We start from the raw sequence: 15,824 nt of genomic DNA, 5'->3' as shown, positions 1-15,824 counted from the left end.
CGAGCCATTGATTCTGACATCAATGGCTCGCTTTATGTATGCAGCTGTTTTTTTCGCCGCGCAAATTCCACAAATTTAAACTTGTCCAAACGGTGACGCGATTCAGTATATTGAAATAATTGAGCGTTTTGAAGAAACACTTGGCTGCGGACAACGACCACATGAGTGTCGTTTGGCAATAAATCAATGTAGCGCCGGTCTTCCTCTGTTGTCGGCTCCACAGTGAATTCTTTTTGCGCAAAGCTGATATCCAACCCCAAATCTTTTTCAAAGTACTCATAAATCGAATCTTCAGCGGTTTCTTTGGTCAATTCCGGAATCATCTCTGCTAATAGATAGTCCTTGTCTAGAAGCACGACTTCACCGGCAATTTCCCGCTGTCTGACGAGTACCCACAGCTCCTCATCGTTAAAAGGGAACATATCGTGGGTCATATTTTCATAGTGTGTCGTTTTTTCTAATGAAACGACCCGTGTCCGGTTTGAAATGCCGCTTTCTTCAAAGATTTCTTTGTAACTGGTTAATCCCGAAATCGGGAAATCCATTTTTGCTGTATCGAGCACGACAGAGCCTTTTCCCTGCTGTTTATGGATGTAACCTTTTTCGGACAGCAGCAGCAGTGCTTTGCGGATGGTTTCCCTTGAAACACCATATATTTGAGACAGCTTGTTTTCGCTCAACAGCTTTTCTCCCGGCTTGTATTTTCTGTCAAGAATTGCCTGTTCTAAATCAAGGAATATTTCCATATATCGGTTCATGATTAGGCCTTCCTCCTTTTATCACGTCTTCTCTCATTCCAAGTATATCAATAAAACGGCAAAATGACGAAAACAATTTTTAATCTGCGTTTAATTTATTTCTTGCCAGGATATCTATGATGCCTAACTATGATAAAAAAACGCCAGATACATTCAGTGGTTTTTAATCACTTTGCATCTGACGCTGGTTGATTACACTTTCCATGAGTTACTTCAACTGTTTTTCAGTCGTTGTTATTGTATTTTCCGGACAAATACCTCATTGCTTCATTTGATGATAAATCGACAAGTAGGGCTTCCAGCGGACAAATTTTCTCTGGATTCTTAGAAGAATAAATCAGATCAATCGTCTTGTCGGTCACTGTATAAGGAATCTTTTTCTCAATACATATTTTTTCGGCCGGTTTCGACATTATCTTTGAAAAGACATGCTCAAAAGGAATGAGCGTTGTTAGCGTTGCAATAACCAAACCAACCTGATTGGCATAAAGCTCCAATTTTTTGTTTTTGAGAGTGTCTTTATTTGAAAACGCATACATCGCCAATTTACTATGCGGATGCACGGTTTCTTCAAATAGCACCGTTTGACTTTCTTTATCAACCAAGCAAACCAAAGAATAAGTTGACAATTTCTTAAGCTGATTCATATTAGGAATTGCTTTTTTGTCGGTAGCTTTCAATTGCAGCTAATAAACGCCGGCAGCCTTCCTCTACTGTCGCTCTAGGGACCGCAACGTTCATACGTACGTGTCCTTCACCAGCTTCACCAAAATCAGCACCATTATTTAACCCCAACTTTCCGTCTACTTCAAATAAAGTGATTAATTCATTTTGTGGTAATTGAAGTGAACGGCAGTCCAACCACAGTAAATAGGTGGCTTCCGGTTTAATGAAATTGATTTCAGGAATATTATCATCAATAAATTGTTTAACATAGTCGATATTTCTCTCAATATATGGTATTTCCTGATCGATGTAGTATTCGCAATGCTCATAGCACGCGATAAAAATATTCTGACCAAAAACAGTTCGCCCCATTGCTTTATTGTTCTTCCGTGACACAATAAACCGCTCCATGAGCTGTTGATTTTCAATAATAACCGCAGCTGTTCTGACGCCGGCAACGTTGAATGATTTGCCCGGATTCAAGCTAGTAATTGTTATATCGCTAAGTTCAGCGGACAAACTGGCAAAAGGAATGTGTTTGTGGCCTGAAAATACAATATCTGCGTGAATTTCATCTGAAAACACCCATACATGATGTTTTAAGCATAATTCGCCTATTTTTAATAATTCGTCTTTAGTGAACACCCTGCCAACCGGATTGTGCGGGTTACACAAAATCAGCATTGTTGTTCTTGGATGTGCAAGTTGTTTTTCCAAGTCTTCAAAATCTATTGTGAAATAGCCGTCTGTCTCAATTAATTTGTTTTCCGCGATATATCGGCCGTTGTCCCTGACAGCTTCCTGAAGCGGGGAATACAGTGGTGTCATAAGTGCGATAAAATCTCCAGGTCTAGTCAATTCTCTGATGGCAAAAATAGCAGCTGGTACAACTCCGGTAACAAATTCGACTGCCTGTTCGCTTATATCCCACTGATGCCGACGCTGCATCCAGCTTTTTACAGCCGTATTGAATGCTGGCAGCTCGTAGGGATACCCAAACGCTTCGTGGGACGCACGCTTGCGTGCTGCCTCAATCACTGGTTCCGGCACCCTGAAATCTGTATCCGCAATCCACATAGGCAAAACATCCTCTGCAAATCTGCCAGGATTATACTTCTTACAATCTGAACCTCTCCGATCATAGACTTCATCAAAATTATGAACTCGATTGGTCATTGTTTTCTTCCTCCCTATTTCTATTAAAAGACCACGTGAATCAGGTAAGAGCTGATGATATTCGCAACTAATCCACAGACAACCGGCACAGTATTACGTTTAATCAAGCTTTCCAGTTCAACACCTGCCAATCCCACTACAGACAACATTGCTGCCGCTACAGGTGACAGTCCTCTTCCCATTCCGGCTGCCAGCTGCATAGGAACAGCTATTTGTACTGCCTCCAGTCCGACTTTCGGTGCAATGTCTGTAACAAGCGGTCCAAAAGCATACCAGCCGGCATTGCCGCTACCCAAAATAATCACTGCAAAGAATGACAGTAGTGACAGAGCAACAATAATAATTAACTGAGCGCCGCTGAATTTTGCAATTTGATTGGCAATCAGGGTAATTCCCCCAAGTTGAATCAATCCTTTGGCAAACACGCTGGCTGCAACTATCAGCGTCACAATATTGGCAAAAGAATTCCCCATCGCTTTAAACGTGACACTTAAATAATCGGCAAGTGTCTTCGCAATATCTTTGCGTAAACGGATTGTCTCAAGAAGCAGTGTGACGATTAAACCAATCACGTTAGCTGTAAATACTTCGATTTCCATATTTGGCAAAAATACTGAACTCATTACCAGCAACAGCGGTAAAGCTGGTAAAATAGCATAAAGCCAATTTAGTTCATTTGCCTTTTCCCCATTATCATAAGCAACATCAGAGGTTGAGCTTTTTTCGGCTCCTTGCCTCGCATCAATCCGCTTGAAATAAATTGCCATTACAATTGCAACAGTTAAAATAGATATACTCGCCGGTAAAAACTGATAGTTTACAAAATAGTCCGAGACGCTGAAACCACTTACATTTTCAGCAGCAAATAAGACAGCTCCGTCATTGACACCCCAGTCTAACGCACCCGATATCAGAATGGCTGAAGCGGCACTCAATTTACTGATTCCTAATCGTATAAGAATCGGAAATGTCGTAGCCATTAACAAAAGAGATAAGCCTGCGTGACTAGTAATCATCATCTTCAAAACAGCACCTATAATATATAAAAAAGCTAAAATAAGATAGGGCTTATTCAGTTTCATCAATGGTTTAGTCGCAGTAACAGCCAGTTTTTCTGATGCCCCTATATGCGTCATCAAAGAAGCATAACCGGCAACAACCATCAAATTGGTACCTACTCCGCCGAGCTGTTCTTTAAATTCACTGCCAATGAATGCAAAGACATCCAGTATAAGATTGCCGGTTGTTTGTTCTGCAATAGGCGAATAACCTGTGGCAATTGCCAAATACAAATTAATAAGTAAGCCAGCAGCAAAAAAAACTAAAATAGCATTGTATTTTTTCAAAATCAATCTGGCAACAATCACAATAGAAATAAACGTAATTACTAAAGTCAGTACATTCTCCATTTTTCCTCCTTTTTAAAAACAACTAAAATCATATCAATAGCCAATTTGTTTTTATTGATACACTTTTTCCGTTTTTGTTGTAAAGAGACGTTTGTCATGTTACTGATTAATCCACCCCTTTTCCAATGATTGGGCTAGTTTGCTAATGGATAGGTTGTTAATTCTATTGACGTTTTTACGCAAATAGTTTAATATATGTCCATGAGTAAATAAGAGCAACAATAGAGTATCAAACCTGTGCCGGCAAGCAAACTTAGTTTATACTTTCTATTTTTGCGCTTTTTTTAGAGAAACAAACTAGCCTGTAAAACCAATATTAAACTAAAAGTGTAATAAGGTCAACCATTTTTTACCATAAAAGTTTAATTATTTTACGGCTTTTAACGAAAGGTTGATTTTTATCTATGTTTGAACGAGTCAAGGAATTGTGTCAATTGCGAGGAATTTCTATTAATAACTTGGAAGAAGCATTGGGATATTCAAAAAATACGTTATACCGTTTGAAGTATCAAAATGCCGGAGCAGACAAGCTGGAAACTATTGCCGATTACTTTAACGTTTCTGTTGATTATTTGTTGGGAAGAAGCGATTCCAAACAATATCCATCCGGAGACGAAAAGATTGATCTTGCCTTCACACTCGAACATTTGTTATCCGATATTATAGAGGAAGATGAACTGACTTACTATGGCAAACCAGCGACAAAAGAACAAAAAGACCGTGTGCGTATTGCGCTTGAAACAGTGATACAAATGAATAAGATGGATAGCGACAATAAATAAACCCCCAAGCAGCTTGTCTTGAATCAAGCTGCTTGAGGGTTCTTTCATATTGCTTAAAAATGCAAGTGCTCCATTTTTTTGCTGATTTCGTCCATTGCCAATAGCAAACATCCGGTAATGCCTGCATCGTCCTTTAACTCGCAAGGAACGACATAATTATCAAAATCTGGTGTCTGGACATAGTTGTTCATTAATTTTTCAAAATGTGTCCGCATCAAAGGATACAATTGCTGCTGTTTCATCACACCGCCGCCGAAAATGATTTTCTCCGGTGATAAAACCAGTGTGTAATTCATGACAGCTTGCGCAAGATAATAAGCTTCAATATCCCATGCTTCATGAGCGGCGTCCAGCTCTTGTGCTTTCACGCCAAACCGTGCTTCAATCGCCGGTCCGGCGGCCAAGCCTTCCAGACAATCGCCGTGAAACGGACATGTCCCGGTATAAGTGTCCTGTTCATGACGTCTCACAATGATGTGGCCCAACTCCGGATGGCCGAAGCCGTGCATGATGTTACCGTCAACGACGACACCACCACCGATGCCCGTGCCGACGGTGATATAGACACAACTTCTATGTCCTCTTCCGGCACCGGCATGCAACTCACCATAAGCTGCCGCGTTAACGTCTGTTGTCCACGCCACTGGTACTCGGTAACGCTCCTTGACTGCTGTCAAAAAAGGGTAGTGCTGCCAAGCAACTTTAGGTGTTGTCGTGATATTGCCGTAAGTGTCAGATGCTTCATTCACATCAATCGGACCGAAAGAACCAATACCGATTGATTTCAGCTGATACTGGTCAAAAAACTGGAACACTTTAGCCATGGTTTTTTCAGGAGTTGTTGTCGGGATACTGATCCGTTCTTTAATAGTAAGTGTCTCATCACCTACAGCACAGACAAATTTCGTGCCGCCGGCTTCTATTGCACCAAATAACATGTGATAGCCCTCCTAGACTTATTCTTTTGGTTAATGGTTATATTATCCCATAAAATCACACATTTTTCTATGTATCAATGAGGCAAATTTTTTGTCGGCCGGCTACTCTGCTTTCAGCAAATCATATTGTGACTGATACAAGAAGTAGTATCTGCCTTTTTTGGCCATCAATTCATCGTGTGTGCCGCGCTCGATAATCCGTCCTTGGTCGATAAAGAAAATTTCAGAACTGTTTTTAATGGTCGACAGGCGGTGGGCGATAATAAATGACGTTCTGTTTTTCAACAGCTCATTCAAACCTTTTTGGAGCAGTTCTTCTGTATGTGTATCAATGCTGGATGTCGCCTCGTCAAGTATCAGGATACGCGGGTCTGCCAGCAGTGCCCGGGCAAAGGAAATCAGCTGGCGCTGTCCTGCCGATAGTGTGCTTCCCCGTTCTTCGACAACAGTCTGATACCCGTCTTTCAGCTCTTTGATGAATTCATGCGCGCGGACAGCCTTGCTGGCGCGAATGATTTCTTCTTCTGTGGCATCGAGCTTGCCGTAGCGGATGTTTTCAAGAATCGTTCCGGAAAAAATAAATGTATCTTGAAGCATGACGCCCATTTGCGAGCGCAATGATTGAAGTGTCACATCTCTGACATCCTTGCCGTCCACTTTAACGCTGCCTTCGTCAACATCATAGAAACGGCTGATAAGATTGATTACCGTCGTCTTACCGGCTCCCGTCGGACCGACCAGCGCAATCGACTGACCTGGTGCAACTGAGAAGGTCACGTCATCCAATATTTTTCTGCCTTTAGTTTCGTAGCGGAAAGAGACATGTTCAAACGACACATTGCCCTGCACCGTATCCAGCACTTGGGCATCTTCTTTATCCTGAATTTCAGGTTGTTCATCCAGTGTTTCAAAAATCCGCTCCAGATATGCGGTGGCAGTAATTAACGAGTTATAAAAGTTGCCGATATTAATGACCGGATTCCAGAAGTTATTGATGTAGCCCATGAATGCGATTAATGTCCCTGTGCTGACTTCCACACCGATTTGACGAATGCCGATAAAATAAATCAGGCAAGTTGTCAAGATAGAAATATTCTCCACTGAAGGCCAGAGCAGGCGCATGATTTTAATGGCTTTCATCCAAGCGGTCCGGTAGTCATTGGACAATTCATCAAAGATACGTTCATTGCGCTCTTCGCGTGTAAATGATTGCGTGATACGTACTCCTGAAATACTTTCATGAATATATGCGTTCAAGTTGGACTGTTTGTTGCTCAAATGCTGGTAGGCTTTCCTCTGTCTGTTTTTTATAATCATCGTGATGAGAAACAGCACCGGCAGCAACGCCAGACTGTAAAGTGTCAGTTTTACATCTATCAGAAACATGACAATCAACGTAATCGCCACATTGAATAAATCCGAAATCAGATTAATCAAGCCGTTACTTAGTAAATCACTCAGTGTGTTGATGTAATTGACTACCCGAATCAAGATTTTCCCGTGGGGACGTGCATCAAAATAAGAGAAAGGCAGTTTCTGCAGGTGCGTAAAAATATCATAACGGATATCCAGCAAAATCTGCTGGCCCAGTTTGGTAATATGCCAGATGCGGTATTTCAGGCACCATGAGATGAACAGCAGTGATACAAAAAAGATAACGCTGATTGTAATGAGCATGGTAATATTTTTTTGCGGAATGATCTCGTCAATCGCTAGTTTCGTAAAATAAGGACCTGCCATCGCCGCAATATTAGCTAGTATGATTGTCAGCAAAATCAGCATAAACGGTTTCTTGTACGGCACGATATATTGAAAGAGCCGCTTGTAGTGAAACCAGTTGAATTCTTCTTGTAACGTTTCGTCTTGCGAAAAAGTATTTTTAGCCATTCATCTCACTCCCTTCGTCAAGCCCTAATTGCTTCCTGTAAATCGCCGCATACTCGCCGTTTTGCTCCAGCAAGCCGGCGTGAGTCCCCTGCTCCACCACACGGCCTTTTTCCATGACTAAAATCAAATCAGCATCTCTCACAGAACTGATGCGATGGGCAATCACAAACGTGGTCGTGTCACCGGTGACTTGGTCCAGTTTCTTCTGGATTTTACTCTCTGTTTCCATATCCACTGCTGATGTCGTATCATCCAATATGAGCACAGCCGGTTCTTTTGCCAGTGCCCGTGCCAGCGAGATACGCTGTTTTTGTCCGCCCGACAAACCGACACCTCTTTCGCCGACAACTGTTCGGTACCCTTCCGGCATCCGTTCGATAAAATGACTCGCATCTGCAATTTCAGCCATATCGCGAATCTTTCCGACCGGCATCTCCGGGTCGCTGAAGGCAATATTCTCTTCAATCGTATCGGAGAATAAAAAGACATCCTGCATGACCATGGAAACTTGTTCGCGGACCATCTTGATAGGCCAGTCGCGAATGTCTTTACCGCCGATTTTGACAACACCTGATGTCGGGTCATAAAAACGAGCAATCAAATTGACCAGTGTGGTTTTGCCTGCACCGGTCTGACCTAAAATCCCGACCGTCTGACCTGCTGAGACAGAAAAAGAAATGTTTTCCAAAATATTGGTGTCTGGGTCGTCGCTGAAATGAAACGATACATTTTCAAAAGACACATCTCCTGTCAGCCGCTTTATTTCTGTTTCATGGACAATGTGGAGACTGCTCCGCCGGTTCAGCAATTCGCGGATTTTGATACAGCTGGCAAGAAAACGCTGGGTGTCGTTAATCAGCCAGCCGCTCATCCTCAGCGGATTATTCAGCATCCAAAGATAGCTGTTGAAAGCAACCAAATCGCCAATCGTCATCTGCTCCTGAATCACAAACAGACCGCCAAAAAACAGCGTCAGCACACTTAACAGACCGGCAAAAAACTCAAGGCCCGGCAAATATTTGCCGGATACTTTGGCCGATGCCATATTTTTTTCCATATAATCCTGATTGACTCGATTAAACTTTTCAATTTCGTAGCCTTCTCTTGAAAACGCCTTGACCACACGGTTCCCGCTGATATTTTCTTCCACCATCGAGTTTAATCTGGAAAAAGATTCCCGGATATCAAAGAATTTCGGATGACTTTCGCTGGACATGCGCCGCGTCAGCATAAAAATAGCCGGTGTAACCAACAGCATGATCAATGTCAGCGGTATGTTGATGGAGAACATGACGGCCATTGCCACAAAGAACCACAGAACCGATTCCGCGATACTATATGACGCCCATGACACGAAATGGCGGATAGCATCTGTGTCGCCGGTCATCCTTGCCATGATGTCACCAACACGTGTGTGGTTGAAATAGTCAAAATCCAGTTCATGCAGCTTATGATACATATCTTTCCGCAAATCAAACAAAACATTTTGACCGACTTGTTCAAACATATTCTGGTAAATGTAGCGAATGATTGTGCGCAGCAGTGTCACCACAATCATCAACAGCAGATAAGGCAGCAGCATATCAGCTTTTCCCTGATTAATGACCTCGTCCACAATTTTTCCGACAATCAATGGATTGACGATAAGTAATAACGCACTAATAATTAATAAGACCGTCGCAATAAATTCCTGCATTTTATAAATTCTGACATACCGCCATATCCATTTAAAGTGAATCATTTTCACCCCTCCTGTATTATATGTTTCGACTACGATATAGAGTAGCCTGTTTTTTTTAATAAAAGAATGGATTATCTTCACAAATTCATGTAATATATTGTAGAGATGTCAGGAGTGAGAAAGAACGATGCTAAACATACCATCTAAAACATTTAATCCGGAAGTGTTATATATTTTCGACGGTTTTTGGAAACCGGGGCAAGCGGCTAAACAGCATTTCCACGGGTTCATTGAATTAAGCGTTATCGTCGAGGGAACAAGCGTCTATCACATCGGCGACAGAACATATATTTTGAAGCAAGGCGATGTCATCTGCCTCAATCCCTATACCATGCACTGGGAAGAACAACGTGACGCATCAGGCAGCCATCAGCTGCATATCGGCATAGACAATTTCCAATTAACCGGCTACGAATCCAATTATTTTCCGTCTTATTCGCCTATCTTGCATTTAGGCGATTATCAAACTGCTTTTATGGAAACGATTCAACAAATCATCAAAGAAAAAAACAGCAATCACCCCTATCAAGATTTGGCAGTAAAACATCTGGTCAGCCAGCTGTGGGTGCATATTTTCCGGGCAACAGCCAGCCAAACTATTCAACTGCTGCCTAAAAATACGAAAAAATCTGACAAGAAAAAACTCGTCAATGATATCATCTATTATCTGGAAACCTACCATGCTGAGGATATCAGCCTTGAAAGCTTATCCAGTAAGATGTATATCAGTCCCGCCTATATTTCCAAGCTTTTTAAAGAAGAAACCGGCGATACACCAATCAACTACCTTATCAAAGTACGGATGAACAAAGCCAAAGAATTGCTGGAAAACGAAGAAATGCCGATTAAGGAAGTCGCAAACCTGGTCGGTTATCAGGACGCCTATCATTTCAGCAAACTGTTTAAAAAATACTTTAATATTCCGCCCTCGGAGTATTCGAAGACAAAAAAACAACCGTGAATTTATTGATTCATGGTTGTTTTGTTTGTTAAAGATGTGATAGTCACCCAACAATCAAAAAAACTGCCAGGATTTTTTTATAGTTATCTTTCATCAAAGATTGTAAACAGAAAAAAACGCTGATAAATCAACGTTTTCGGAAATTTATTAAGGAAGCGGTGGGATTCGAACCCACGAGCCCAATTAAGGACTACCGCATTTCGAGTGCGGCTCGTTATGACCACTTCGATACGCTTCCAGCTAAATGGCTTTTTAACCACAAAATCTATTATAACTGTTTTTGACTTTTTTTTCATCAATTAATTGTATTTTTTTTATTTTTCTTTAGATAAAAGAGACAGCCACTGAATCAAGGTGACTGCCTCGCTATTTCTACGCCAACCCGACCCGCTCAAACAACGTATCCACATGCTTCAAATGCCATTGATAGTTGAACGCATCCTCAATATCCTCAAGAGTCAATACGGACATAATCCGTTCATCATCTTCAATCAGCGGACGGAACTGTGTCTGATTGTCCCACGCATAGGCTGTTTTCGGCTGTACCAAGTCATACGCCTCTTCACGGCTCATGCCTTTATCGATTAGCTTCAGCAACACACGCTGGCTGTAAATCAAACCAAATGTGGCATCCATGTTGCGCAGCATATTTTCAGGGAAAACGGTCAAGTTTTTCACAATACCGGCAAATCGGTTCAGCATATAGTTCAACAGAATCGTTGTGTCCGGGATAATGATTCTTTCGGCAGATGAATGAGAAATATCCCGTTCATGCCATAAAGATACATTTTCATAAGCAGTGACAACATGCCCGCGAATAACACGCGCAAGCCCCGTCATGTTTTCCGAACCGATTGGATTGCGTTTATGCGGCATGGCAGAAGACCCTTTCTGCCCTTTTGCAAAGTACTCCTCAACTTCACGGGTTTCAGATTTTTGCAGTCCGCGGATTTCGATGGCAAACTTTTCAATACTTGTGGCAATCAGAGCCAGCGCCGCAATGTATTCTGCATGCAAATCACGCGGCAGCACTTGCGTTGAAATATCCTGTGCACGAATGCCGAGTTTCTCGCAGACATAAGCTTCCACTTCAGGCGGTGTATTGGCGAAGGTTCCGACAGCACCGCTGATTTTGCCGGCTTCGACTCCTTTGGCGGCATGTTCAAAACGTTCCACGTTACGCTTCATTTCAGCATACCACAATGCCAGCTTCAGCCCGAATGTCGTCGGTTCAGCATGTACCCCGTGCGTCCTGCCCATCATCACTGTATATTTGTGGGCTTTTGCCTTCTCCCCGATGATATCAACAAAACGATTCAAGTCCTGACGCAAAATATCGTTAGCCTGTTTCAGCAGATAACCATACGCCGTGTCCACGACATCCGTACTGGTCAAGCCGTAATGGACCCATTTCCGTTCATCTCCCAGACTCTCTGACACTGTGCGCGTGAAAGCGACCACGTCATGCTTGGTCTGTTCTTCGATTTCCAAAATGCGGTCTACATTAAAATCTGCGTTCTCCCTGATTTTTTGGACATCTTCTTTAGGGATTTCCCCCAATTCAGCCCATGCCTCGCTGGCAAGGATTTCCACTTCCAGCCACGCGCGGTACTTGTTCTCCTCTGTCCAAATAGCTCCCATTTCAGGTCTTGTATATCGTTCTAGCATGTTTCAGTCTCCTTATCTAATCCCAAATGTTTGTTTCTGCAATTTCCTGCAGTGTCTCTTCCAGATTCTCTGTTAAAATAGTGACATGGCCGACTTTGCGTCCTTCTTTCAACTCTTTTTTGCCATACAGATGAAAATGCCAGTTCTTTTTCTCCGGTATTTGAGCAAATACATCCACCACTTGCTCGCCTAATATATTGAGCATGACAGCCGGCGACAACAACGTGATTTCCGGCAGCGGCCAATTGCAAATCCCCCGGATATGGGCGTCAAACTGCGAAAAGTTGCACGCTTCGATTGAATAGTGCGCAGAATTATGCGGACGCGGTGCCAACTCATTGACGTAGATTGTCCCTTCTTCAGTCAAAAACATTTCAATACCCATCACACCGCTTAACTGCAACCCTGAAGCGATAATTTTCGCCGTCAAATGAATCTGGTCGACTATATCTTGGCTGAGAGCAACGGGAGCGATGGTCTTTTGCAAAATACTGTTCTTATGGATGTTTTCCACAATCGGAAAAATGGTATAATCGCCATTTTGGTTCGCCGCTATCATCACGGAAAGCTCTTTGACGAAAGGAATAAATGCTTCTAAAATGCACGGCCCGTGTTGAATCAAAGGCACTGATTTATCAATGTCCTCTTCTGAATACAGGACAACCTGCCCTTTGCCGTCATAGCCGCCGCGCGTTGTTTTCACAACACATGGGAAGCCGATGCTCGATACAGAATCCCTGATATCAGACACGACCACCACGGTTTCGTATGGCGCGATATTGATATTATTGGACTCCAAAAAACTGCGTTCCGACAAGCGGTCCTGTGTGACTGACAAGCCGATAGTCCCTTGCGGAATGTGCGTCATTTTTTCAATATACTTTATACCGTCAACATCCACATTTTCAAACTCGTAGGTGATGACGTCACATCTTTTTGACATGTTTAACAAAGACAATTCATCATTGTAATCAGCGATAATATGCCAATCTGCCACCTGTGCTGCCGGGCAGTCAGGTGTCGGATCAAGTATCCCAACAAAAAAACCCATTTCCTTCGCAGAAAATGCCATCATGCGGCCCAACTGACCGCCGCCGATAATGCCGATTGTCTGTCCAGGTAAAATTAACTTAGACAAGTTCCTCACTACTCTCCTTCACTTTTTCCTCCAATTTCAGCCGTCTTTCGTCAAGCTGACGGGCTAACCGCTCATCAGTCATGCTTAACATTTGAACTGCCAGCAAACCGGCATTCGTCGCTCCGGCTGTCCCTATAGCCGTGGTTGCCACCGGCACGCCCCCCGGCATCTGCACAATCGACAAAAGAGAATCCAAGCCGTTCAACGCTCTCGACTGGACAGGCACACCAATGACCGGCAGCGTCGTCTTAGCTGCCACCATCCCCGGTAAATGAGCGGCACCGCCTGCACCGGCAATAATGACTTTGATGCCTCTCTCCCGTGCCTCGCTTGCATACTGGAACATCATATCAGGCGTCCGATGTGCTGAAACAACTTTTTTTTCGTAAGCAACATGGAATTCCTCTAAAATATCACAGGCGTTTTTCATCGTCTGCCAATCAGACGTACTTCCCATAATAACACCAACAACTGCTGACATGATTTATCTCCTCTCTCTTCACATTCTCTATAGGCTATGTCTATCTTATCAATTCACTTCTTTCGTGTAAAGCATGTTCGAATTATATTAATATTTTTTTATTTAATGTTCGTGAATGGATGTGAAAACAAGCCTAAAAACTCGTTTCAACCAAAATAACATAGTATTTTGCGAAACGAGTTTAGCTTTATCCTTTATTTTTCGAATTTAATGCAGGCAATTCGTTAAACAGCAAATTCAGCAGAATTGCGCACAAGCTGCTGATGACAATCCCGTTGCCAGTGAACATCTGAACTGTTTCCGGAAATTGATTGAACAGCGTCGGCATGCTGTTGAATCCCAATCCCAATCCGATCGATATCACCATAATCAGCAAGTTTTTATCATTGTTAAAATCAACGCTGGACAACATTTTAATCCCTTGAACAGCGACCATACCGAACATGACGAGCATGCCGCCGCCAAGCACCGGCTCCGGTATGATTTGGGCGAAAGCACCCGCTTTAGGCAACAAGCCAAGTAAAATCAGGAAAAATGCCGTGTAATATACAGGGCGTCTGCTTTTAATTCCTGAAAGCTGAACCAGGCCGACGTTTTGAGAAAAACCGGTATAAGGGAATGTGTTGAAAATACCCCCGAGAATCACAGCGATACCTTCCGCGCGGTAGCCTTTTTTCAACTTTTCCTCTCCGACTTTTTGACCAAGAATATCGCCCAAGGCAAAATAGACTCCTGTCGACTCAACCATACTGATGAGTGAAATAACCGTCATTAAAAAAATGGATGATACATCGAAGATCGGTTTGCCAAAGTAGAATGGCTGCGGAAAATGAAACCAGCTGGCTTCTCTGACCGGGTCAAAACTGACAAGACCAATGGCACCTGCCACCACCGTGCCGGCAACCAGCCCGATCAGAACTGAAATAGAGCGCATAAAGCCCCGTCCCCACACTTGTGTGGCGACAATCAAAATGACTGTGCCCAATGCAAGCAAAATATTTTTCGGATCGCCGAAATTAGCATGTCCGGTATCGCCGCCGCCCATTTTGGTAACAGCAACGGGAATCAGCGTCAGGCCGATAACAGTAATAACGGTACCTGTCACGATATTCGGAATGAGTCGTTTGATTTTAGAAAAGAAACCTGAAATCAGCACAACAATCACTCCTGCCGCAATAATCGAGCCGTACATAGCACCCGGTCCGTGTTTAGAGCCAATCATAATCAACGGCGCCACGGCCTGAATAGCACACCCCAGGACAACGGGCAGTCCAATACCGAAAAACTTCGTGACAGTCAGCTGCAGCAGTGTGGCGACGCCGCACATAAAGATATCGATTGAAATCAGATACGTCATATCCTTTGTGCTGAACCCTAACCCTTGACCAATCAATAACGGCACAGCGACTGCCCCGGCGTACATCGCCAGTAAGTGCTGCAAACCGAGAATCGCTGATTTTCCATGACTTTCATTCTTATTCATTGCTGTTTAGTCCTCCACAAAACTGACATGATTATTTTCAAGCGACTGGATGCGGGCCAGCGAATACACTTCAAAGCCTTTATCTTCCAGCAGTTTTCTGCCTGTCTGGAAGGCTTTTTCGATCACAATGCCGATGGCTTCCACGTGGGCACCGGCTTGCTGACACAGTTCAATCAATCCTAAGGCCGCTTGACCGTTTGCCAGAAAATCATCAATGACCAGAACGTTGTCTTCGCTGTTTAAGAAACGTTCCGAAATCGCAATGGTATTCGTTTCTTGTTTTGTAAATGAATACACCTCTGCGGTCAGCAGTTCCTGATTCATGGTCAGGCTTTTCTGTTTCCGCGCGAAAATGACAGGCACCCCCAATGCCAGACCCGCAAATGCGGCTGGCGCAATACCGGATGATTCGATTGTTACTACTTTTGTAATGTTGCGGTGCTGATATTGTTTGGCAAACTCCTTGCCGATGTCGCTCATCAGTTCCGGATCGACCTGATGGGTTAAAAAGCTGTCAACTTTCAGGACATTTTCTTTCAATACACGCCCGTCCTGTTTGATTCTGTCCATTAACTGTTTCAAAACAATCCTCCTAAACGTCAAAAAAAGCACCTTTCTCAAGCAAAAAAAGGCACTTTTCAGTATCTTTATTTACTTATAGTCCGATATTTACGGTATCGGGTAGAGACGACTAACCATATTATAGTCATATATAAGTTTCTTACTTACATATTAT

The 15,824-nt window shown here is 43.0% G+C and carries 14 protein-coding genes, 1 tRNA gene and 1 riboswitch; of the genes, 2 read left to right on the top strand and 13 right to left on the bottom strand.

Features of this window, described 5'->3' with window-relative positions:
• Nucleotides 1–32: 32 nt before the first annotated feature.
• The 4 genes from treR to dcuC form a co-directional block, all read right to left on the bottom strand.
• Nucleotides 33–758 carry a trehalose operon repressor gene (treR, locus tag CBF27_RS03010; protein WP_126812282.1) on the bottom strand — a complete coding sequence of 242 codons (726 nt, stop codon included), beginning with the start codon at nt 756–758 and terminating at the stop codon, nt 33–35.
• A gap of 224 nt (nt 759–982) precedes the next feature.
• Nucleotides 983–1,405, bottom strand: a complete 423-nt coding sequence (locus tag CBF27_RS03005; RefSeq protein WP_126812280.1) for a DUF1893 domain-containing protein — start codon at nt 1,403–1,405, stop codon at nt 983–985.
• Nucleotide 1,406: 1 nt separating this feature from the next.
• Nucleotides 1,407–2,600: a MalY/PatB family protein gene (locus CBF27_RS03000; RefSeq protein ID WP_126812278.1), complete on the bottom strand. Its 1,194-nt coding sequence runs from the start codon at nt 2,598–2,600 to the stop codon at nt 1,407–1,409.
• Between the two features lie 23 nt (nt 2,601–2,623).
• Nucleotides 2,624–4,009, bottom strand: a complete 1,386-nt coding sequence (dcuC, locus tag CBF27_RS02995) for a C4-dicarboxylate transporter DcuC (RefSeq protein ID WP_126812276.1) — start codon at nt 4,007–4,009, stop codon at nt 2,624–2,626.
• Between the two features lie 404 nt (nt 4,010–4,413).
• On the opposite strand from dcuC, the gene CBF27_RS02990 reads away from it, so the two are divergent.
• Nucleotides 4,414–4,791 carry a helix-turn-helix domain-containing protein gene (locus CBF27_RS02990; RefSeq protein ID WP_126812274.1) on the top strand — a complete coding sequence of 126 codons (378 nt, stop codon included), beginning with the start codon at nt 4,414–4,416 and terminating at the stop codon, nt 4,789–4,791.
• 53 nt (nt 4,792–4,844) lie between these two features.
• Here CBF27_RS02990 and CBF27_RS02985 read toward each other — a convergent pair whose 3' ends face one another.
• The 3 genes from CBF27_RS02985 to CBF27_RS02975 all read right to left on the bottom strand — a co-directional run bounded on the left by CBF27_RS02985 (nt 4,845) and on the right by CBF27_RS02975 (nt 9,357).
• Entirely contained in the window at nt 4,845–5,729 is an 885-nt protein-coding gene (locus CBF27_RS02985; protein WP_126812273.1) for an ROK family protein, read from the bottom strand.
• 102 nt (nt 5,730–5,831) lie between these two features.
• Nucleotides 5,832–7,616: an ABC transporter ATP-binding protein gene (locus tag CBF27_RS02980; RefSeq protein WP_126812271.1), complete on the bottom strand. Its 1,785-nt coding sequence runs from the start codon at nt 7,614–7,616 to the stop codon at nt 5,832–5,834.
• Nucleotides 7,609–9,357, bottom strand: a complete 1,749-nt coding sequence (locus CBF27_RS02975; RefSeq protein WP_126812269.1) for an ABC transporter ATP-binding protein — start codon at nt 9,355–9,357, stop codon at nt 7,609–7,611. Before CBF27_RS02975 ends, CBF27_RS02980 begins: the two co-directional genes overlap by 8 nt.
• Nucleotides 9,358–9,484: 127 nt before the next feature.
• On the opposite strand from CBF27_RS02975, the gene CBF27_RS02970 reads away from it, so the two are divergent.
• Entirely contained in the window at nt 9,485–10,318 is an 834-nt protein-coding gene (locus CBF27_RS02970; RefSeq protein ID WP_126812267.1) for an AraC family transcriptional regulator, read from the top strand.
• A 150-nt stretch (nt 10,319–10,468) separates the two neighbouring features.
• Here the strand turns inward: CBF27_RS02970 and CBF27_RS02965 are convergent.
• The 6 genes from CBF27_RS02965 to CBF27_RS02940 form a co-directional block, all read right to left on the bottom strand.
• Nucleotides 10,469–10,556, bottom strand: a tRNA-Ser gene (locus CBF27_RS02965).
• Nucleotides 10,557–10,690: 134 nt separating this feature from the next.
• Nucleotides 10,691–11,986 carry an adenylosuccinate lyase gene (gene purB, locus CBF27_RS02960; protein WP_126812265.1) on the bottom strand — a complete coding sequence of 432 codons (1,296 nt, stop codon included), beginning with the start codon at nt 11,984–11,986 and terminating at the stop codon, nt 10,691–10,693.
• A gap of 16 nt (nt 11,987–12,002) precedes the next feature.
• The gene (gene purK, locus CBF27_RS02955; RefSeq protein ID WP_126812263.1) at nt 12,003–13,133 is read right to left on the bottom strand and encodes a 5-(carboxyamino)imidazole ribonucleotide synthase; all 1,131 of its coding nucleotides are present in this window, start codon (nt 13,131–13,133) and stop codon (nt 12,003–12,005) included.
• A complete protein-coding gene (gene purE, locus CBF27_RS02950; RefSeq protein ID WP_126812261.1) occupies nt 13,117–13,605 on the bottom strand; it encodes a 5-(carboxyamino)imidazole ribonucleotide mutase in 489 nt (162 codons plus the stop codon). The genes purK and purE overlap by 17 nt, the downstream gene beginning before the upstream one ends.
• 187 nt (nt 13,606–13,792) lie before the next feature.
• Nucleotides 13,793–15,088 (bottom strand): nucleobase:cation symporter-2 family protein, encoded by a 1,296-nt coding sequence (locus CBF27_RS02945; RefSeq protein WP_126812259.1) that lies wholly within the window; start codon nt 15,086–15,088, stop codon nt 13,793–13,795.
• A gap of 6 nt (nt 15,089–15,094) precedes the next feature.
• Nucleotides 15,095–15,670 (bottom strand): xanthine phosphoribosyltransferase, encoded by a 576-nt coding sequence (locus CBF27_RS02940; protein ID WP_126812257.1) that lies wholly within the window; start codon nt 15,668–15,670, stop codon nt 15,095–15,097.
• Nucleotides 15,671–15,726: 56 nt separating this feature from the next.
• Nucleotides 15,727–15,824: riboswitch (purine riboswitch) on the bottom strand.

The sequence above is a fragment of the Vagococcus acidifermentans genome (genome assembly GCF_003987655.1).
Taxonomy (GTDB): domain Bacteria; phylum Bacillota; class Bacilli; order Lactobacillales; family Vagococcaceae; genus Vagococcus_B; species Vagococcus_B acidifermentans.
This window is presented reverse-complemented; position numbering and strand designations above follow the sequence as displayed.

Coding starts and splice junctions, on each gene's coding strand:
- treR (WP_126812282.1), bottom strand. CDS start 758: ATGAACCGATATATGGAAATATTCCTTGATTTAGAACAGGCAATTCTT.
- CBF27_RS03005 (WP_126812280.1), bottom strand. CDS start 1,405: ATGAATCAGCTTAAGAAATTGTCAACTTATTCTTTGGTTTGCTTGGTT.
- CBF27_RS03000 (WP_126812278.1), bottom strand. CDS start 2,600: ATGACCAATCGAGTTCATAATTTTGATGAAGTCTATGATCGGAGAGGT.
- dcuC (WP_126812276.1), bottom strand. CDS start 4,009: ATGGAGAATGTACTGACTTTAGTAATTACGTTTATTTCTATTGTGATT.
- CBF27_RS02990 (WP_126812274.1), top strand. CDS start 4,414: ATGTTTGAACGAGTCAAGGAATTGTGTCAATTGCGAGGAATTTCTATT.
- CBF27_RS02985 (WP_126812273.1), bottom strand. CDS start 5,729: ATGTTATTTGGTGCAATAGAAGCCGGCGGCACGAAATTTGTCTGTGCT.
- CBF27_RS02980 (WP_126812271.1), bottom strand. CDS start 7,616: ATGGCTAAAAATACTTTTTCGCAAGACGAAACGTTACAAGAAGAATTC.
- CBF27_RS02975 (WP_126812269.1), bottom strand. CDS start 9,357: ATGATTCACTTTAAATGGATATGGCGGTATGTCAGAATTTATAAAATG.
- CBF27_RS02970 (WP_126812267.1), top strand. CDS start 9,485: ATGCTAAACATACCATCTAAAACATTTAATCCGGAAGTGTTATATATT.
- purB (WP_126812265.1), bottom strand. CDS start 11,986: ATGCTAGAACGATATACAAGACCTGAAATGGGAGCTATTTGGACAGAG.
- purE (WP_126812261.1), bottom strand. CDS start 13,605: ATGTCAGCAGTTGTTGGTGTTATTATGGGAAGTACGTCTGATTGGCAG.
- CBF27_RS02945 (WP_126812259.1), bottom strand. CDS start 15,088: ATGAATAAGAATGAAAGTCATGGAAAATCAGCGATTCTCGGTTTGCAG.